18 protein-coding genes are annotated in these 19,273 nt (G+C 60.2%); 12 read left to right on the top strand and 6 right to left on the bottom strand.

The annotated features are described in order from the left end of the window. Nucleotides 1–355: 355 nt before the first annotated feature. Both ACPYOI_RS13910 and ACPYOI_RS13905 read right to left on the bottom strand, forming a co-directional pair. Entirely contained in the window at nt 356–1,105 is a 750-nt protein-coding gene (locus tag ACPYOI_RS13910; RefSeq protein WP_481418062.1) for an SDR family NAD(P)-dependent oxidoreductase, read from the bottom strand. Between the two features lie 205 nt (nt 1,106–1,310). After that, a complete protein-coding gene (locus tag ACPYOI_RS13905; RefSeq protein ID WP_481418061.1) occupies nt 1,311–2,237 on the bottom strand; it encodes a LysR family transcriptional regulator in 927 nt (308 codons plus the stop codon). A gap of 118 nt (nt 2,238–2,355) precedes the next feature. Here ACPYOI_RS13905 and ACPYOI_RS13900 point away from each other — a divergent pair, with 118 nt between their 5' ends. The 6 genes from ACPYOI_RS13900 to ACPYOI_RS13875 all read left to right on the top strand — a co-directional run bounded on the left by ACPYOI_RS13900 (nt 2,356) and on the right by ACPYOI_RS13875 (nt 7,890). Beyond that, nucleotides 2,356–3,036, top strand: a complete 681-nt coding sequence (locus tag ACPYOI_RS13900; RefSeq protein WP_481418060.1) for a peroxiredoxin-like family protein — start codon at nt 2,356–2,358, stop codon at nt 3,034–3,036. A 33-nt stretch (nt 3,037–3,069) separates the two neighbouring features. Further along, on the top strand, nt 3,070–3,708 hold the full coding sequence (locus tag ACPYOI_RS13895) for a glutathione S-transferase family protein (RefSeq protein ID WP_481422955.1): 639 nt from the start codon (nt 3,070–3,072) through the stop codon (nt 3,706–3,708). Nucleotides 3,709–3,867: 159 nt separating this feature from the next. Continuing rightward, nucleotides 3,868–4,983, top strand: coding sequence for an NAD(P) transhydrogenase subunit alpha (locus ACPYOI_RS13890; protein ID WP_481422954.1), 1,116 nt, complete (start codon nt 3,868–3,870; stop codon nt 4,981–4,983). A 15-nt stretch (nt 4,984–4,998) separates the two neighbouring features. Next, the gene (locus tag ACPYOI_RS13885) at nt 4,999–5,322 is read left to right on the top strand and encodes an NAD(P) transhydrogenase subunit alpha part 2 (RefSeq protein ID WP_481418058.1); all 324 of its coding nucleotides are present in this window, start codon (nt 4,999–5,001) and stop codon (nt 5,320–5,322) included. Next, nucleotides 5,319–6,707 (top strand): NAD(P)(+) transhydrogenase (Re/Si-specific) subunit beta, encoded by a 1,389-nt coding sequence (locus ACPYOI_RS13880; protein WP_481422953.1) that lies wholly within the window; start codon nt 5,319–5,321, stop codon nt 6,705–6,707. The genes ACPYOI_RS13885 and ACPYOI_RS13880 overlap by 4 nt, the downstream gene beginning before the upstream one ends. Before the next feature lie 445 nt (nt 6,708–7,152). Then, on the top strand, nt 7,153–7,890 hold the full coding sequence (locus tag ACPYOI_RS13875) for an SDR family NAD(P)-dependent oxidoreductase (protein ID WP_481418056.1): 738 nt from the start codon (nt 7,153–7,155) through the stop codon (nt 7,888–7,890). 243 nt (nt 7,891–8,133) lie between these two features. Here the strand turns inward: ACPYOI_RS13875 and ACPYOI_RS13870 are convergent, their stop codons facing one another. After that, nucleotides 8,134–8,559 carry a DUF427 domain-containing protein gene (locus ACPYOI_RS13870; RefSeq protein ID WP_481418055.1) on the bottom strand — a complete coding sequence of 142 codons (426 nt, stop codon included), beginning with the start codon at nt 8,557–8,559 and terminating at the stop codon, nt 8,134–8,136. Nucleotides 8,560–8,933: 374 nt separating this feature from the next. On the opposite strand from ACPYOI_RS13870, the gene ACPYOI_RS13865 reads away from it, so the two are divergent. Then, entirely contained in the window at nt 8,934–10,301 is a 1,368-nt protein-coding gene (locus ACPYOI_RS13865) for an MFS transporter (protein ID WP_481422952.1), read from the top strand. Nucleotides 10,302–10,517: 216 nt separating this feature from the next. Here the strand turns inward: ACPYOI_RS13865 and ACPYOI_RS13860 are convergent, their stop codons facing one another. Then, nucleotides 10,518–11,480: a dihydrodipicolinate synthase family protein gene (locus ACPYOI_RS13860; RefSeq protein WP_481418053.1), complete on the bottom strand. Its 963-nt coding sequence runs from the start codon at nt 11,478–11,480 to the stop codon at nt 10,518–10,520. A gap of 226 nt (nt 11,481–11,706) precedes the next feature. Between ACPYOI_RS13860 and ACPYOI_RS13855 the strand changes: the two genes are divergently transcribed. Together ACPYOI_RS13855 and ACPYOI_RS13850 are read left to right on the top strand one after the other, a co-directional pair. After that, a complete protein-coding gene (locus ACPYOI_RS13855; RefSeq protein WP_481418052.1) occupies nt 11,707–12,423 on the top strand; it encodes a GntR family transcriptional regulator in 717 nt (238 codons plus the stop codon). A 154-nt stretch (nt 12,424–12,577) separates the two neighbouring features. Further along, a complete protein-coding gene (locus ACPYOI_RS13850) occupies nt 12,578–13,720 on the top strand; it encodes a M24 family metallopeptidase (RefSeq protein ID WP_481418051.1) in 1,143 nt (380 codons plus the stop codon). A 33-nt stretch (nt 13,721–13,753) separates the two neighbouring features. Here ACPYOI_RS13850 and ACPYOI_RS13845 read toward each other — a convergent pair whose 3' ends face one another. Continuing rightward, a complete protein-coding gene (locus ACPYOI_RS13845; protein ID WP_481418050.1) occupies nt 13,754–14,140 on the bottom strand; it encodes a YybH family protein in 387 nt (128 codons plus the stop codon). A gap of 7 nt (nt 14,141–14,147) precedes the next feature. Beyond that, complete coding sequence (locus tag ACPYOI_RS13840) at nt 14,148–14,852, bottom strand: GntR family transcriptional regulator (protein ID WP_481418049.1); 705 nt, start codon at nt 14,850–14,852, stop codon at nt 14,148–14,150. A gap of 262 nt (nt 14,853–15,114) precedes the next feature. Between ACPYOI_RS13840 and ACPYOI_RS13835 the strand changes: the two genes are divergently transcribed. From ACPYOI_RS13835 to ACPYOI_RS13825, 3 genes are all read left to right on the top strand, one after another. Beyond that, nucleotides 15,115–16,947, top strand: a complete 1,833-nt coding sequence (locus tag ACPYOI_RS13835; protein WP_481418048.1) for a gamma-glutamyltransferase family protein — start codon at nt 15,115–15,117, stop codon at nt 16,945–16,947. A 40-nt stretch (nt 16,948–16,987) separates the two neighbouring features. Continuing rightward, a complete protein-coding gene (locus tag ACPYOI_RS13830) occupies nt 16,988–18,508 on the top strand; it encodes an ABC transporter substrate-binding protein (protein ID WP_481422951.1) in 1,521 nt (506 codons plus the stop codon). Between the two features lie 36 nt (nt 18,509–18,544). Continuing rightward, nucleotides 18,545–19,273 (top strand): ABC transporter ATP-binding protein (locus ACPYOI_RS13825; protein ID WP_481422959.1); only part of this gene is annotated, 729 nt, incomplete at its 3' end.

Genomic DNA, 19,273 nt, shown 5'->3' with positions numbered 1-19,273 from the left:
CCCTCTTCATTGGGGCACGTCAGCTACTCGCAAGCGGAGAGAGCCTTGTCACAGGCGAGGAGGTAACGAGTGCGTGATGCGCGGTAGTCAATGGCAACCAATACCACAGAGGAAAGCGGTTCCAGTCATCTCGCCGATGTTGGGAGGTCAGCAATGTCAAGTTTAAGGAGGGTTACGGTCCCTAAGACGTGCCTCGATTCTCGAGGAGCAACTCGCGGCGCAAGCCAACAACGGGTTCGCATTTGATAATCCTCGAAGGCGGCCCGCGTTCAAACGCTGCGGCAGTTTCACCGGCCATCTAGTCCTCGATGGCCGGTGATATCCGAGGCTGAGGTAGTCTGCTCAGCGCTCCCGATTATACCTGTGCAAGGCCGCCATCGACGTGAAGGTCGATGCCGTTGACATAGCTGCTCTCGTCGGACGCCAGGAAGTACGCTGCATTCGCAAGCTCTTCCGCACGACCGATACGACCGAGCGGCGTAGCCTCAGCAAAGACCTTCTTCGCGGCCTCGGACGCTGCATCGCTGTCGAATTGACCGCGGATGATGGGAGTTTCGGTAGCACCGGGGCTCAGAGTATTCACGCGGATGCCCTTGCTCTTCAGTTCCTGAACCCAGGTGCGAACCAGTGCGCGGACGCCCGCCTTCGTCGCGGCGTAGATGCCATGCGCCGGAATGCCTTTGACACCCACAACCGAGGCGTTCACGATGATGGAGCCACCCCGGGTCATGAGCGGCAGAGCCTTCTGAACCGTGAACACGACACCCTTGACGTTGATGTCCATGGTCTTGTTGTAGTGCTCCTCGGTGAGGTCGAAGATCTGGGCATGCTCGACGAAACCGGCGTTTGCGAAGACGATATCAACGACGCCCTTCTCGGCCTTCACCTGTGCATACAGCTTGTCCAGGTCAGCCAGATTCTGCACGTCGCCCTGAACGGTTGTTACGTTCTTTCCGATTTCAGCCTTTGCCTTCTCAAGCTCGGCCTGGCGGCGACCCGTGATGAATACATATGCGCCCTCTGCGACAAAGCGCTTGGCGGTTGCCAGGCCAATTCCGCTCGACCCGCCGGTGACGACTGCGACTTTTCCTTCAAGACTAGACACGATTTTCTCCTTTCGGCGCCGCCCGGATGACGGCGGCTGTGGCAACAAATGGAATCTTGAAGGCATGTGCGTAAGACAGGTGACTGGAATGAAAATCATTCCTAGCTGGAATACCGAGCGCGTTGGGTTCGCTGAGAGCGGGCGCTTGAATTGACGCCGAGGCCGAACGCAAAGTCTATCCGAGGTCACTTACCTTAGAAGCCGGTTAGCCTGTGGTCATGTCAGCTTCCCAGGCGTTATCTTGGAAATCCTGAGTGAGTTCCTGCTCGATGAAATTGACGAAGGCTCGTGCCTTTGTACTTACGTTTCGCCCGGTCGGGAAGACTGCCCAAAGGTCAACTGGCGGCAACCGCCAATCATTCAAGACTCGCCGGACCTTGCCAGATTTTATCTCAGGCGCGAACATCCATTCCGATGCGACGGCCAATCCCATACCTGCAAATACCGCTTCCCGAACGCCCTCGGCAGCCGTCAAGCGGACTCGGCCCTTGATGGTAGCAGCACTCTCGGCTGTTCCTTGTGTGAACGTCCAGACGGCTCCTCCCCCGCGAAGATCATAGACGACGGCCTCATGAGCAACGAGTTCTGCAGGCGTCGTTGGCTCGCCAGCAGTCGCGAAATACTCGGGCGAGCCTACGACCACCCGGGGGCTTTGCCCGATTTTCCGTGCCGTCAGCGAGGAATCTTGCAATTCGCCCATACGCAAGGCGACATCGATGCCCGCTTCGACGAGATCTACGTTCCGATCATCGAGAAAGACTTCAATGTCCAGGGCGGGATGCATCGATAGAAACTTGGGCAGGCGGGGAACAACGTAAAGCCTGGAGAAGGTCACCGCACCGCTGATGCGCAGCCGACCACTCAGGGCAGCGCCGGATCCCCTTGCTTTCAGTTCGGCTTCGTCCGCCTCCTCGACAGCCCGCTTGGCGTGTCCATAGAAGTTTTCACCGGCCTCAGTCGGCGTCAGCCCCTGTGTCGTCCGCAGCAGGAGCTTTACTCCGACACGCTCTTCCAGTTGGGCAATCATCTTGGAAACCGCCGGCTGCCCAAGCCGCAATTGTCGAGCCGCCCCGGTAAAGGATCCAGTGTCAACGACACGCACAAACGCGTCCATGGCTGCTAGCCGATTCATCGCCATTCCTCCTTGGAATGAAGCATATGTCCTTCTGCCGCCTACCATCGTCAAGTGCAGACGCGCAAATAGGTTCGATCAACGCCGGCAGATAATCGGCAAATGTGAGACCCGGAATATGTCCCTGAAAGAGAAACTCGCCACGTTGCGCCTCGCGCTCGAGAGCGATCTTCCCTCGGGCGCGCTGACACGGCTACGTTTGGAAGCAGCTGCGTTTGAGCAGCCGGGCGGACGCCAAGTCGCGCTGAGGGCTGGAAATTCGGCACCGGACTTCGAACTCCCGGATGACCTCGGATCGATCGTAGGCCTGCACAAGCTTCTTCAGCGGGGGCCGGTCGTGCTCTGCTTCTATTGGGGAGATTGGTGCGGGTTCTGTCGGCTCGAACTGGCCGCTCTTGCGGAGGTTGCAAGCGAGGTCGAAAGACTGGGCGCCACAATGGTCGCCATTGCACCGCAGCCTGCGCATGACCGTCGGATCACCACGGCGGACGTCTCGTTTCCTCTGCTCGTGGATACAGGAGCAGCCGTCGCCAAACTGTTCGGTATTGCTCTCACGCCGGTCTCCGAGATGGACGAGACTTACGCCGCTCTCGGGCGCCCTGCCCGCGAAAACGATACGACGGACCTGCCGATACCGGCAGTCTACATCGTCGATGACTCGGGAACGATCGTGTTTTCCTACCTGGATAGCGATTTTACCAATCGGATCGAACCACCAGACATCCTCGCCGGGCTGCGTTGCCTACAGCAGGCTGGAAGCAAAACAAGCGTTCGCGGTCTTCATGCAAAGCCTGCGTAGTCCCCCGTTCATTAATAAACACGGAAAGAACACATGATTAAATTGTATGCATTTTCCACACCGAATAGCGTTCGTGTGCCAATTGCGCTTGAAGAGATGGGACTGAGCTACGAGCTCAGACCGGTCAATGTAAGGAAGGGCGAACAGAAGCTTCCCGAGCATCTTGCGATGAACCCTAACGGGAAGGTACCGGTTCTCGTAGACAACGACGGCCCCGGCGGCGAACCAATAACGCTGACGGAGTCAGGCGCGATCCTCGTCTATCTTGCCGAAAAGACCGGCAAGCTTCTGCCGAAGGATGGCGTGGCGCGGGCATGGGTATTCGAGCAGATGTTCTTCCATCTTACAGGGATCGGGCCTGCCTTGGGGCAACTCGGCTTCTTCAAGCGGCAAGCATCGGAGCAGATCCCGTTCGCCATAGCCCGGTTCCAGGCCGAATCGGAACGGGTGCTCGCCGTCCTTGAGGGTGTCCTCGGCCGCCGCAAGTATGTCGCTGGTGATGAATTCACAATTGCCGACATCGTCCATTTTGGCTGGCTCTGGCGCCGCGAATTCGCAGGCATCGATTTCGAGAAAACCCCCAACATCGCTCGCTGGTACAACGAAGTTGATGCCCGACCGGCGGTTAAGCGGGGCGTCGAGCGAGTTACCGCTCTCGTGCCTGCTGCTTAAAGCATCAAAGGCCTCAGCAGCACCTTTGGCCTGACCCATCTCCGGCGAGAGCCGACCGCATGGGCCGGTCCTCCCGACACCAACCACTATTCACAGCAGCGCCACGGCAGGACCCGCGAGCGGGACATTCCATGGCCAAGCATTTTTGTGGAGCGTAACATGCCAGATACGAACCCTCGGCCGATCATCGGGCTCTTGTCCGAGCGTCACGACGGTGAACGTCGTGCCGCGATCGTGCCCGCCGACATCAAACGGATGGCAAATCGCGTGACGTTCATCGTCGAGCGAGGCGCAGGAACCAAATCCGGATACTCCGACGAGGCTTACATGGAGGCAGGTGCCGCCATTGTTGACCGCACCGACTTGAAGTCTTCCTCCGACATTCTCTTGGGCGTGCGCGCGCCCATCGATCTTTCCGACTTGCCCAAGGGAAAAATTCTGATCTCCCTGGGAGGCCGAGACATAGACGTCCTCGACGCCGTTCTGGAAAGGGATATCAAACATCTCGGTCTCGAACGCCTGCCGCGTACGATGCGCGCGCAAGCAATGGATGTCTTGTCATCACAGGCCACTGTGGCTGGCTACGCGGCGGTCATCGAGGGCGCGCGTGAACTCGACGTATTCCTGCCCATGCTGACGACTGCGGCGGGAAGCGTGAAGCCGGCCAAGATGATTGCACTCGGTGCCGGGGTTGCCGGACTGCAAGCGATCGCCACAGCGCGCCGGCTTGGAGCAATGGTGCACGGGTTCGACGTGCGTGAGTCTGCCCGGGAACAGGTCGAGAGCCTTGGCGCGCGGTTTGTTTCCCTTGGCGACGCATTGAAGTCGCAGGAAGTCGCCAACGGCTATGCAGGGGAACAATCCGCTGACCAACAGGCCAGATTGAGGCAGGCACTTGCTCCAACGCTTGCGCAGATGCAACTGATCGTCACCAGCGCGCAGATCCCCGGGCGAACCGCCCCGCTACTGATCGACGACGCAGCGCTATCGTCGCTGACGCCTGGAACAGTCATTGTCGATCTGGCGGCAGAGACGGGCGGCAACACGAGCCGTACAAAGCCGGGCGAAACGATCCGGTTCAATGGCGTCACGATTATCGGGTCGGTGAATTTACCGAGTCAGATGGCCGCTGATGCAAGCAGGCTTTTCAGCGGCAATATTCGCGCTTTGCTCGAATACCTCATCCCCGACGAGACCGGCGTGCTCTTGAAGTCAGAGGATCCGATCGTCGGCCCTCTGCTCGGCGTAGACGCGGTCCTCCGCACGGCAGCGTAAGTAAAGGGCTCTCATATGAACACCACAACTCTCATCCAGCTCTTCGTGTTTCTTTTGGCAGGATTCGTCGGCTTTCAAAGCATCAGCCGCATCCCACCGCTCTTGCACACGCCCCTGATGGCAGCGACTAACGCCATATCAGGGATTTCCCTCGTTGCGTCGCTGGTGTTGGCTGGCTCTGATCACGGACCACTGGCGACTGTTCTCGGGACGGTCGCGGTTGCTGCCGCCATGGCCAACGTCGTTGGCGGATTCCTGATCACAGACCGAATGCTGGCGATGTTCAAGCGCGACAATTCCCAGAACAAGGAGGGCGCATCCAGCGCTTCTGCCCAATGAGCGATACTCTCATCCAAATCGCCTATCTCTTCGCCGCGTTTCTTTTCCTGACCGCATTGCGCGCCCTGGGCAAACCGGACACGGCACGCCGAGGCATGCAACTCGCGGCCTTCGGTATGGCGGTTGCCATTGCGGCAACCCTCTTCAATTCGCGCATCGTCTCTTACGAGTGGATCGCCATCGGCGGCGTTGTCGGAGCGGTCGCGGGCTACCCGCTCGGCAAATGGGTCCCGATGACGGCGATGCCACAGCGCATCGCACTTAGCCATGCACTCGGTGCTCTTGCAGCTACGCTGGTTGGTGTCGGTGAGTATCACAACGGCCTCTCCGTCGGGGAACTCACACGGGGCCATGTGCTGGCGTTGGGGTTCGAGGTGCTGCTCGGCGGCCTCACTGTTACAGGCAGTCTGATGGCATTTGGGAAGCTACAGGACATCTTGCCCGGGCAGCCGATTACCTTTCCCGGACAGAACGCCTTAAACCTCGCCGTCCTTGCGGTTGGTGTTGCGAGCCTCGTGTGGCTTGTCGCAGATCCGATGAACGTGACAGTCGCCGCCGTCATGCTTGCGGTCAGCCTTATCGTCGGTGTTCTTCTGGTTCTTCCTATCGGTGGTGCTGACATGCCCGTTGTCGTCAGTCTTCTCAACTCCTATGCGGGCCTCGCGGCAGTGGCAACGGGCTTCGCCATCGACAATAATATCCTGATAATTGTCGGGGCGCTCGATGGCCTGTCCGGCTTCATCCTTTCCGTTGCAATGAGCAAGGCGATGAACCGGTCTTTCGCCAACGTCTTGTTCGGAGCTTTCGGGTCGGCACCTTCTGCCGACGCGGGCGGACTATCTCCGACGGGCGGTGAAATGGTGCCGATCTCTGCCGAGGACGCTGCACTTCGCATGGCCTATGCCGAGAAGGTCATCATCGTTCCCGGGTATGGCCTTGCGGTGGCGCAAGCCCAGCACCAGGCTCGTGAGCTCGCAGATTTGATCGAAAAGCGCGGTGGCGATGTTCGTTTTGCGATACATCCGGTGGCCGGTCGCATGCCCGGGCACATGAACGTATTGCTCGCAGAGGCAGGCGTCCCATACGACAAGCTGCTCGACATGGAAGACATCAATGACAGATTCGCGGAGGCCGATGTCGCTCTCGTGGTCGGTGCAAATGACGTCGTGAACCCGGCGGCTAGGACAAATCCAAAATCGCCTATCTACGGCATGCCCATCCTGAAGGTAGAAGCGTCCAAGAGCGTCATCGCCATGAAGCGCGGTCGTGGCGCTGGCTTCTCTGGGGTCGAGAACGACCTTTTCGTCAGCCCGAAGACGTCCATGCTTTTCGGCGACGCGAAGCAGTCCCTCATCACCCTCGCCTTGGAAGTCAAGAACGCCTGACCACAGGCCCAACGAAATCGAGAGTGCTAGGACGCGGGCCGCGCGAGTGGCTCGCGTCCTAACCAATTCGAGGATGCGATAAAAAGGCAAAGGAATCGCATGCGGCGGCCGGCTATGGGCAATTCCCCGGCTCCCGGAATTCTTCCAGACCTACCCTGGCATTACCGCGGGAGCTTGGGGGTCTCGCGAGCTTTGGTCCTCCCCTACCCCGATTAACGCGATATTTTCGGCAGATCGGCCATCCAAGGCGACGGGCTAACGGCCGGATAGTGTTCGGCAAGCCGAACCCTCATTCCAATCAGGAATAAAGAATAGTCCGTTCCAACTGCTACAGCGCCGCCAACATTGCTTTTATTTGAAAACCCGGCGCCGGACCGGCGCCTCCTGCGTCGCCACCAATCAGAAGAACGAGGCAGGCCAACGGGTTTTCGAAGGACGATTTAACATGAGCATGAAGTTGGATGGAAAGGTCGCGGTGGTAACCGGGGGCAGTGCCGGTATCGGGCTTGGCATTGCAAAGCAAATGGCGCGCGAGGGCGCCACTGTCTACATTACGGGCCGGCGTCAAAGCGAACTTGACAAGGCGGTCGCCGAAATCGGGCACGGTGCGGTCGCGGTTCAAGCGGATGCTTCGAACTTAAGCGATATCGACCGGGTGTACGACACAGTCCGCAAGAACAATGGTCACATTGACGTGCTCGTCCTCAACGCGGGCTTCTATGAATTCATGAAGTTCGGCGAGATCACTGAAGAGCACTACGACAAAACCTACAACACGAACGTCAAGGGCCTTCTGTTCGCATTCCAGAAGGCACTTCCGCTGCTTCACGACGGCGCTTCCATTATCTTGATCGGGTCTATCGCCGCCTCGAAGGGCATCCCCAGCATGTCCGTCTATTCTTCGACGAAGGCCGCGGTGCGGAATCTCGCGCGCGGCTGGATGATCGATACGAAAGAACGCAGGTTCCGTATCAACATCCTGAGCCCTGGTCATACGCTGACCCCTGGTCTTTCGGGACTACTGCCTGCAGAGGCCCATGAGGGTCTGGTCGGCACAATCCCCCTTGGTCGTCTGGGCACGCCCGAGGATATGGGGAAAGTCGCGGTCTTCCTGGCCTCCGACGACAGCGCCTACATTACCGGCGTCGAGCTGGATGTCGACGGTGGCGTCTCACAGTACTGAGGGGACGACGGGGCGGAGCTTCGACTTCCGCCCCGTCTCGATCCCGATGGCTTTTTAGGCATTTAGCTGCACTGGCTGCCTAAAAGGTTTTCAAGATGCAACAAGGCAGAGCGAAGGTCGCGTTGGTCGCGTCGAGCATCTGTCGGGTAAGGGGACGGGCTTCCTTCATAGTGGGACACGCATGCCATGCTGTTAGCTGCGTGTGGCATAAGGCAGCGCGAACAGACCCGAGTGGCGAAAAGATCAGGTTCTGACGGAAGACCCGCCTTTGCTCTGGAGGGCCGGAAGTTCACGCAGGTCGACGAGTTCCGACCTGAACGCGACATATCCCCTGAGTTCTTGAATGACAGGGTGCCGGTCTTCAAAGGACCAAGCAACGTTGGTACTTACGCCTGATGGAGCAGCGGCGTAGTAATTGACGACATCGGAATCTACAGGTGACTTCCCGCGGACGAGGAAGTCCATTCGGACATCCGTTCGAGGGATGTACTGTACGGGCCTGTGGCCGGCTTCGTAGACCGTGAGCGCATTCTTCGTGTCGGCGATCAGTCGCCCTGAGAGGAAGACCACGACCCGGTCAGGATTAGGCTCGACGGTTATCGGTGCGGCTGAGCCGGGGAGTAAGCGTGCATAAAAGGTGACCTCGTCGTCGCTGCGATCGTCGAACATGGTGATCAAATCCCAATTTTCCCGTGCCTCGGCAGCAAGCGTCCGGCACCATTTCTGAACCAGATCTCAATGTGACTGGGCGCCGTATCCAACGTGGCACTCACATCGCTGCCAATCCTTAACCGACTAGATCCCGAATTATCGGTCAGTTTTCCAGTGTTGGCGGGGGACTAATCTTTATTCCGGTTCGGAATGGGCCGGACATCAAGGCCATGCCGACGTGGCGCCATCTGGGCCGCGATCAATGGCGGCGGTGCTGCTGCGGCAACACAACGCGGACTCAAATAGACGCTGCAGCAAAATGGTCCGTTGCAAAATCCCGCATTATGAGATTCAAGGAGCCCATCGATTAACCGGCGCATCCGGAGAATGAAGTGCAAGCAACGCAAAATGTGGCCGACGGCTTGGCGGCACCGCAGCGCTATTGGGTTATGGTCTGCATCTTGCTTGCGACGACCTTGACGAACCTCGACGCGGCGATCGCAAATGTCGCGCTGCCCACGATCGCCCATGGCTTCGGGACCAGTGAGGGAGCCACTGTTTGGGTGGTCAACATCTACCAGCTGACGGTCGCCGTTTGTCTGCTGCCGGCAGCCGCGATGGGTGAGATCTTCGGATTGAAGCGCGTCTACGTCTTCGGCCTTGTCATGTTCACTGTGGCCTCCTTGGGCTGCGCATTGTCGCCGAACATCGACACCTTGATCGCCGCGCGTCTCTTCCAGGGGATCGGCGGAGCGTGTCTCGCGGCTCTCTCTCCGGCAATGATCCGGTCTATCTATCCACGTCGACTCATTGCCGACGGGTTTGCGCTGCTTGCTCTTATGGTTGCCGTATCAGCGGCTTTAGGCCCGACGGTTGCAGCCCTGATCCTGTCCATCGCGTCGTGGCCTTGGCTGTTTCTGGTCAACGTGCCCTTCTGCCTCATCACCGTGCCCCTCTTCCAGGCGATTGCGCCGGCCACTCGGGGACAGAAGAAGCCGTTCGACTATTCCGGCGCTGTGCTGAACGCCCTGGCTTTCGGGCTGATCGTGGTCGGCGTGGGGAGCCTGAGCGGCGAACACACGGTAGCGAGTCTCCTTCAGATTTGCGCCGGCCTCGTCTGTTTTGCTGTGTTCATCCTTCAACAGCGGCAACGCGTTACGCCGATGCTGCCGCTTGATTTGCTGCGTATTCCGGTGTTCGCGCTGTCGGCGGCCACCTCGGTCTGCTCCTACATCGCACAGATCATGGCGTTCGTTTCCTTGCCCTTCCTTTTCCAGACGGTGCTCCATCGCTCGGCGGTAGCGACGGGACTGCTGATAACACCCTGGCCAGTGCTGGTTGCATTTACCGCCCCCGTCGCCGGACGTCTTTCGACACGCTATCCGGCTTCCGTGCTTGGCAGCATCGGCCTGACGCTCCTTGCTGCAGGGCTTCTGCTCCTGGCCGCCCTGCCGTCCCTCCCCAGCGATCTCGACATTGCCTGGCGTATGGCGCTCTGCGGCGTCGGTTTCGGCCTCTTCCAGACGCCGAACAATACCGCCTTGATGACGGCCGGCCCCGTGACACGCAATGCGGCCGCCAGTGCCATGGTTGCTGTCGCTCGAACGGTCGGATGGTCCTTGGGATCAGCGCTCGTCGCTCTGATCTTCGCGTCAAGGGGGGCCGACGCGGCGTTGGAATGCCTCGGTATCGGTGCTGGGTTTGCTGCTTTAGGCGTTGTCATCAGCGGCGTACGATTGTTCGCTACCCGTCCCGCCTGACCCATTCTTCTGGCAGCACATGTCCCTTGTTCTGCAAGACGGGACGCACAGAGAAAATCTCGGCGGGATTACTCCAAGCCTCGACTTATAGATGCTACGGGCGGGATGCCGTCGACTACTCGCCGGTCCTCAATTTGCTTCCGGCATATTTCAAACAAAAGGCCCGCCGAGGCGGGGCCGAGGCGGGCCTTCATTCAATCCTCGATCAGGTCGATCTCAGGGCTTCCACTTCTGCACGGCACCTGGAAGCCTGCTCCATTCGGCATACCAGGTGTTGAAGAGCTTGAACTGGGCTTCGACATAGCCACGCTGGCTCTCGGTCAGCGCGTCGGTCTCGTTGAAATGGAGCGTGTATTCCTTGTCGCCCTTCAGCACCATCATATGCTTGAAGTAGAGGACGAGATCCGGACCTGCGTCGAATGACGAAAGGACAGCCAGCGCCTGTTCCAATTCCTGAGCGCGTTGACGTGCATCGACATCGCCGGCGGCAGCAGCCTGCGAAAGGCTGCAAAGATGGATCACTTCCTTCGGCAGCACGTTGCCGATGCCGGTGATGGCGCCCGTCGCGCCACAATTGACGAAGCCGTGGAAAACGGCCGTATCGACACCGATCATCAGCGAAACGCCGTCATCGCGGCTGGTGATGTTCTCGGCGGCATAGCGCAAGTCGTCCGGGCCGCCGAATTCCTTGAAGCCTACGAGGTTGGAGTGTTCGGCGCGCAGGGCGAAGAACAGATCGGCCCGCGTGGCAAAGCCGTAATACGGGCTGTTGTAGATGACCGCAGGAAGATCGGGGGCAGCCGACAGGATCGCCTTGAAGTGCGCTTTCTGGGCCGCAATCACCGAGCCACGCGACAGGACGCGCGGAATCACCATCAAACCCTGGGCGCCGACTTTCTGCGCATGTGCCGCATGAGCAACGGCCGAAGCGGTGTTGACGGCGCCGGTGCCGACGATGACCGGAATACCCGCCTTGACCAGGCGCTCCACCCCTTCCATGCGTTGCTGGTCGCTGAGCAGCGGCCAATCCCCCATGGAGCCGCAGTAGACGACGGCAGACATGCCCTGCGTGATGAGTTCCTTGCCCTTGCGCACGAGCCCGTCGAAGTCCGGGCTGCGGTCTTCCTTGCAAGGGGTCATGAGCGCCGGAATGACTCCGGAAAAAATCTTGGCTTTCATTCAAACTCCTATTGGCCTGCCAGCCTGACGATCGTTCACACAGAAAACGGTGCCTCGGATAGGTCATAGCGCCTTGTATTCTATTTGTCGACAAGAAATTCGATGTAAGGCGGATGAGGCGGGCGGATACCTTGACTTCACCTGAGCGTCTGCTTGACTAAGGTGCCCTGGTCGTCGACAAGCTGCCCCGATCCGGTGTTCGTCTCCCATAAAAGAAGAATAGGCTATGGCGCATATCGAACCAGAAGAAAGCGACTTCCGCCGCGCGCGCGGCACCGGCACCCAAAGCGTTTATGCGGCGTTGCGTGGGGAGATCCTAGCCATGACGCTGCCGCCCGGCTGCCCGCTCGACGAAGTCCGGCTTTCGGAGCGTTTCGGCATGTCGCGCACGCCGGTCCGCGAGGCACTCCTGCGGCTCTCCGGCGAAGGCCTGGTCACGACGCTCCCCAACCGCAATTCGATCGTGGCGCCGATAGATTTCGCCGCACTGCCGACCTATTTCGATGCGCTGACGCTGATGTACCGCGTGACCACTCGTGGCGCCGCGCAGCGCGCAACGCCTGCGGCCATGTCCAACATTCGCAAACGGCAGGAGGAATTCGCCGCCGCCGTGGCCGCCCGCGATGCCTTCGCGATGATCGAGGCGAACCGGGAGTTCCACGTGGCGATTGCGGAGCTCGCCGGCAACGCCTATTACACTACCTTCTTTAGCCGGCTTCTTGACGAAGGGCGGCGCATCCTGCGCCTCTATTACCGCACCTTCGACGATCGCCTGCCCCGCCAATATGTCGACGAACACGAAGAGATCATCGGGGCGATCGAGGGACGTGATGTCGAGCTTGCCGACAAGCTTGCCACCAAGCACGCAGAACAGATCGTCAAGCAGGTCCAGGATTATCTCGCCCGCGATCTCTCCGACCCGATCGACCTTTCGGCCCATTGAGGCCATCCCATTTCCTGGAAAAGGAAAGAAACGACTATGCCGCCAAGGACCGACCGGCTTCGGAAGCAATGTCGAAGTGTGACCTGTCGACAATCTGGCGACATGCTCGTATAGAGCGACTCGCCCTCAGGCTCCGCGAAAAGGAAACGTCGACATGTCCTGGTCCCATCCCGTTGCGAAGATCACCGATGATGAGCGGCGCCAGCGCCTTGCGCGCCTTCAGGCCGCGCTCGAAGACAAGGCTCTGGATGGCTGCCTGCTCGGCTCGACGGAGAGCCTTCGCTATTTCACCGGTCTCGACTGGCATCCGAGCGAACGGCTGCTTGGCGCGTTGGTGACGCCGAAGGACATCTGTTACATCGCACCGGGCTTCGAAGAGAGCAGGGTCGAAAGCCTGCCGCATCTACCGGGCGAAATCGTCGTTTGGCAGGAGGAACAGTCAAGCGCGGCGCTGATCGCCTCGATGCTTCCGGCAAATGCCAGACTGGCGCTCGACGATGCCCTACCGCTGTTCGTCTATCACCAGCTTGCAGGCGTCTTCGGCGCCGACCAGCTCGTCGATGGCGGCCGGCTGATCCGCGACCTGCGTCTCAGGAAATCCCAGACCGAAATCGCCCTCATCGACTATGCCATGAGCCTAACACTGGAAGTGCATCGGCGCGCGCATGCCTTCATCAAGCCGGGTGTCAGGGCTTCGGAAGTTGTGCGTCATATCGATGAACAGCACCGGGCACTGGGCGCAGAGGGCGGATCAAGCTTCTGCATTGTTTCCTTCGGGCTGGCGACTTCGCTTCCTCATGGCGCCGATGGCGACCAGATCTATGCACCGGGCGATGTGGTCCTCGTCGATACCGGCTGCCGGCTCGACGGCTATCATTCGGACCTCACCCGCACCTATGTGCTGGAGGAGCCGACGAAGGAATTCGCTGACGCCTGGGCAATCGAGCGCGAGGCCCAGCAGGCCGTGTTCGAGGCGGCCCGCCTCGGCGCTGCCTGCGGCAGTCTGGACGACGCCGCACGCCGGGTATTGGCCAAACATGGCCTCGGTCCAGATTACGCCCTGCCCGGCCTACCACACCGCGCCGGCCATGGCCTCGGGATGGAAATCCACGAAGAGCCCTATATCGTTCGCGGCAACGCCACCATGCTGGAGCCCGGCATGTGCTTCTCCAACGAGCCGATGATTGTCTTCCCCGGTCGCTTCGGCATCCGGCTCGAAGATCACATCCACATGACCGAAACCGGACCTGAGTGGTTCACCAAGCCGGCGAAGGGCCCGACCGAACCCTTTGCGTGATGCGCCTCCGGTCTAAGGCGCGGCCTGGCATCGTCATTTCTCGATCTGCGAAACGTGATTGAGCGCAATCACCCATCTGCCATCGCGCTTGCGCATTAGGCGGGTATTAACGCCCGTCTGGTTGCCGGCGGAACGCACGAGATTGTAGTCGCTGATGAGTTGCGCGGCGTCGGCCGCGAGCATCTCGATGCGGATATTCGAGAAGGCGAGTTGCCCCTGCGACCCCGGAGAACCGCCATAATCGGCGACGTAGTGATCCAGCGTCGCCTGCCAGTCTTTCTGGATGCGGCCGCGCGAAACGAAGACGACATCCGGATTGGCGAACCCTGCCATGTAACCCCCGAAATCCCCCCGGTTCCAGGCCGCCTCCATGTCGGCGATGACGGTGCGGATAGCATTCTGATCTGCATTCACGGACATTTCGAACTCATGCCTCCTCGATAAGGTTTGTTTTGGCGACAGTGTTTTCTTCCTGCCGCTGACGCTTGATCAGAACTTCCTGCGCCGCAGAAACGAGATGCCGGCGCAATGCATTTTCCGCCGCCTTGGGATCCTGGTTGAGGATTGCATCGACGATCTGCTGATGCTCGCTGCAGGAGCGCTTGAGGCGTCCCTTGTCCTTGAGCTGGTACTTGCGGAAGGGCGCAAGCTTCAGCCGCAATGTCTGGGCCGCAGCGATCAGGTCACTGTTATGGCTGCCCTGGAAGAGGAGATTGTGAAAACGAGTGTTGAGCTCGTTATAGGCGGCGTGATCGCCTTCATCGGCGAGCACATTCATCTCGTGATGCATGCTCTCCAGCTCTGCCCGCTCGCTCATCGTCATCCGGTGGGATGCCAGACGACCGCAGGTGGCTTCGAGTTCGGCCATGGCTTCGAACATTTCGTCGATGCGCTGCGCCGAAATCTGCGTGACAACGACCCCCTTGTAGGGCTCCCGTTCGGCAAGCCCGCGCCCGCAGAGAATGTGCAGCGCTTCGCGCACCGGTGTGCGTGATACGCCGAACTGCGCGGCAATCGAGGTCTCGTCGAGACGCGCGCCCGCCGGGATCGCACCGTTGATCACAGCTTCTTCGAGCTGTTCGGCAATGAAATCACTGCGACTTTTCTTAGCGGGAGCCGCTTCATCCAGCATCTTCTCGTCCTTTGCCCCATGGCGCTTTTCCTCCCGCCTGCCCCTTTGATTATGCAAGCGCGCGCAATTTACACAATCCGCTTGCCAAGCGCGTTACGAATATACAATATGTCTACAGAAACCGCGTGACAATGGCGTTTAGCACCTCGACGAGGGCAAAGCACGTATATAATCTGACCTAGATAGCCGAACATTGTCGACAAACTCCAAAAGCGAGATGTCATTCAGGTCGGCGGGCGGCCGATAGGGAGCAGGAATTGAAATGACCTTTACGACGCGTCCGGAACTCAGGGGCACATTCGGCGCTGTCTCCTCCACGCATTGGCTGGCATCTACCGTCGGCATGTCGATTCTCGAAAAGGGCCACACCGCCTTCGACGCAGCGGTCGCGGCCGGCTTCGTGCTGCAGGTCGTCGAACCGCATCTGAATGGCCCCGGCGGCGAAGTGCCGATCATCGTGACGCCGGCCGGTGCCGAAAAGCCGACCGTGATCTCCGGCCAAGGCCCCTCCGCCGCCAACGCGACGGTCAAGTATTTCAAGGATCTCGGCCTCGATATCATTCCCGGAACCGGTCTGCTCGCGGCCTGCATTCCCGGCGCTTTCGGCGCATGGCTGACGCTCTTGCGGGATTACGGCACGGCCGAACTCGAAGACGTGCTGGCGCCTGCAATCTATTACGCCAAGACCGGCCATCCGCTGGTGCCGCGCATCGCCAATACGATTGCGTCGATGCGCGAGCTGTTCGAAACTCACTGGCCGAGCTCGGCCGAGGTCTACCTGCCGGGCGGCGTGGCTCCTCAGTCGGGAAAACTCTTCCGCAACCCGAAGATCGCCGCGCTCTACCAGCAGATCCTCGATCAAGCAAAGTCCGGCAAGAACCGCGAAGCCCGCATCGATGCGGCACTAGATTTCTGGTATCGCGGACCGGTAGCCGAACGCATCGAGGAATATTGCGCGACCGAAGAGGCATGGGACGTCTCGGGCCGCCACCACAAAGGCCTGATTACCGCTCAGGACATGGCGGATTACAAGCCGCTGGTCGAGGAGCCGGTTTCGGTCACTTACGGCAACTACGAGGTCTTCAAATGCGGACCCTGGTCGCAGGGTCCCGTGCTTCTGCAGATGCTGCAGATCCTGAAGGGAACCGATATCGCCGATCTCGACCCGATGAGCGCCGATTTCGTGCATCTCGTCGTCGAGACCGCCAAGCTTGCCATGGCCGATCGTGATTCCTGGTATGGCGACAGCTCGGACGTACCGCTCAAGACACTGCTTTCCTCAAGCTATGCCGACGCCCGACGCGCGCTGATCGGCAGCACAGCCTCGATGGAGGTGCGCCCCGGCTCACCGGACGGCCGCAATCCCAATCTGCCGCCGCTGCGTGCGGTCGGCACCATTCCGCAGCCCGGCCTCGGCGGCGGCGAGCCTACCGTGGCGCGCGAGCCCGTACTACCGAACGACAAAGAAGGCGAACCGGCCCTCACCCGTGAGGGCGCACAGCGTGGCGATACGGTGCAGGTCAGCGCTGTCGACCGCTGGGGTAACATGGTCTCGGCAACACCTTCCGGCGGCTGGTTCCAGTCGAGCCCGGTCATTCCGAGCCTTGGCTTCAGCCTGACAACCCGCGGGCAGATGTTCTGGCTCGAAGAAGGCCTGAATTCCACGCTGATGCCGTCCAAGCGGCCGCGTACGACGCTGACGCCGTCGACGGTCTTCCGCGATGGCCAGCCTTACATGGCCTTCGGCACGCCGGGCGGCGACCAGCAGGAACAGTGGCAGCTGATCATGCTGCTGCGCCACATCCACAACAACATGAATCTGCAGGAGGCGATCGACGCGCCCTCCTTCCACACCGACCATCTGCCGAGCTCCTTCTGGCCACGCGAGATCAGTCTCGGCGCGATCACGCTGGAATCCCGTTTCCCGGAAGCGATGCGGGAGGAACTGGCAGCACGCGGACACAAAATCACCGTTGGCGATGCCTGGTCGGAAGGCAGGCTTTCCGCCGTCGCGAGAGAGATGGACGGCGAGACGCAGCTGGTAAAGGCCGGCGCCAATCCGCGCGGCGTGCAGGGATACGCCGTCGCCCGCTGACTCAGAAATAACCAATCAAAACTAAAGAGAGGGAAGATTGATGAAACCATTGTATCTCGCACTTGCAGCCGGCCTGGCCCTGAGCGGCCTTGCGGTCACCGCTGCTCCGGCCGCGGCCCAGTCGGTTCTGAAGATTGGCCTGCAGGACGATCCAGACACGCTCGATCCCGCCTCCAACTGGAGTTTCGTCGGCCGCCACGTGCTGCAGTCGCTTTGCGACAAGGTCGTCGACATCGACGACAAGGGCCAGATCGTGCCGATGCTTGCGACGAGCTGGGAATGGAACGCAGACAGCACCGCGCTGACGCTCAAACTGCGCAAGGACGCCCTCTTCCACGACGGTACCAAGGTGGATGCGGCTGCGATCAAGTACAATCTCGAACGCGACCTGAACCTCAAGATCTCCCGCCGCAAGGCCGAAATCAGTGCGATCAGCAACGTCGAGGTGGTCGACGACTACACGGTCAAGATCAACCTCAAGGAACCCTCCGTTCCGCTGCTTGCCGCGCTCAGCGACCGCGCCGGCATGATCATCAGCCCGAAGGCCGGCGAGGCGCTCGGCGAGAAGTTCACAGATGCCCCGGTTTGCTCCGGCCCGTACAAGTTCGTGGAACGCGTGACGCAGGACCACATCACTCTTGAGAAATTCCCGCAATATTACGACGCCGACCAGTTCCACTTCGATCAGCTCATCTATCGCGGCATGCCGGACTCCAACGTCCGCCTGCTGAACCTGCGCTCCGGCCAGCTCGACCTGATCGAGCGCCTTGCCGCGACCGACGTGGAAGCGGTCAAGGCCGATAGCGCGCTTGCCGTCGACCCAGTGGTCGGGCTCGGCTATTACGGCATCACCTTCGATATCACCGGTGAAGGCGCAAACCTCGATGCCGGCAAAAAGGCCGCTATCCGTGAAGCTTTCAGCCTCGCGATCGACCGTGACGCGATCAACAGCGTCGTCTTCGACGGTCAGGCAAGCACCGGCAACCAGCCCTTCCCGCCGTCGAGCCCCTTCTATGACAAGAGCTTCCCGGTTCCGGCACGTGACCTCGACGCCGCCAAAAAGAAGATGGAAGAAGCCGGAGTGAAGTCCGTCAACCTCGAACTTCTCGTTCCCACCGATGCGGAGCGCCAGCAGGTAGCCCAGCTCATTCAGGCGATGGTTCAAGAGATCGGCATCAACGTCTCGATCAAGCCGACCGAACTGATGACCCTCCTCGACGTCGCCCGTCAGGGCAAGTTCGAGTCCCACCTCGTGGGCTGGAGCGGTCGCGTCGATCCCGACCTCAACATCACTCCGATGCTGGCCTGTGGCGCTGCCGGCAACGATGCGCATTATTGCAACAAGGATCTCGATGCGATCCTGACCAAGGCCCGCGCGCTCACCGACACCGGGGCCCGCAACGCCGAATACGGCAAGGCTATCGCAATCCTGCTCAAGGATCTGCCGATCGTCTATTTGTACCACTCGCAGTGGATCTTCGCGCACAATTCCAACCTCACCGGCTTCGAGCCCGCTCCGGACGGCATCATCCGTCTCGCCGGCGTCAGCCGTAAGAACTAAGTCGGCAACCAAGCTTCGATGAGCACGCCTCACCATATGGTTCACGACCAGTCAGCCCGATCCAATCGGGCTGACGATCCCGTCCCGTCCGTGCTTGATGTCTCGGACCTGCGCGTCGTCTTCGAGGGCGACACACGGACTGTCACCGCGGTCGACGGAGTGAGTTTTTCTGTCAAGAAGGGCCGCACGCTTGCGATCGTCGGAGAATCCGGCAGCGGCAAGAGCGTCACCTCGCTTGCCGTGATGCGGCTCTTGCCCGAGCACACGGCACGCATTTCCGGCAGCGTCAATTTCGACCGCCGTCAGCTGCTCAATGAAACAAAGAGCGCCATGCGCAGTTTGCGCGGCAACCGGCTGGCGATGATCTTCCAGGAGCCGATGACCTCGCTCAACCCTTCCTACACGGTCGGCGAGCAGATCAACGAAGTCATCCTGCGGCATCGGCGGATGTCCAAAAAAGAGGCGACGGAACGGGCGATCGCCATGCTCCGGCTGGTGCGCATCCCTTCCCCCGAAACCCGTTACTACCAGTATCCGCACAATCTTTCCGGCGGGATGCGTCAGCGCGTGATGATCGCCATGGCGCTCGCCTGCGATCCGGAGCTCTTGATCGCCGACGAGCCGACCACGGCACTGGATGTGACAATCCAGGCGCAGGTGCTCGAGCTGATGCGTGAGCTGCAGCAAAAGACCGGAGCGGCCATTATCCTCATCACCCACGATCTCGGCGTCGTTGCCGAATCCTGCGACGATGTCATCGTCATG

This window comes from Rhizobium sp. SVR5-2C (assembly GCF_056755115.1).
The sequence above is the reverse complement of the archived record's forward strand: the minus strand, read 5'-3'. Positions and strand labels throughout refer to the sequence as shown.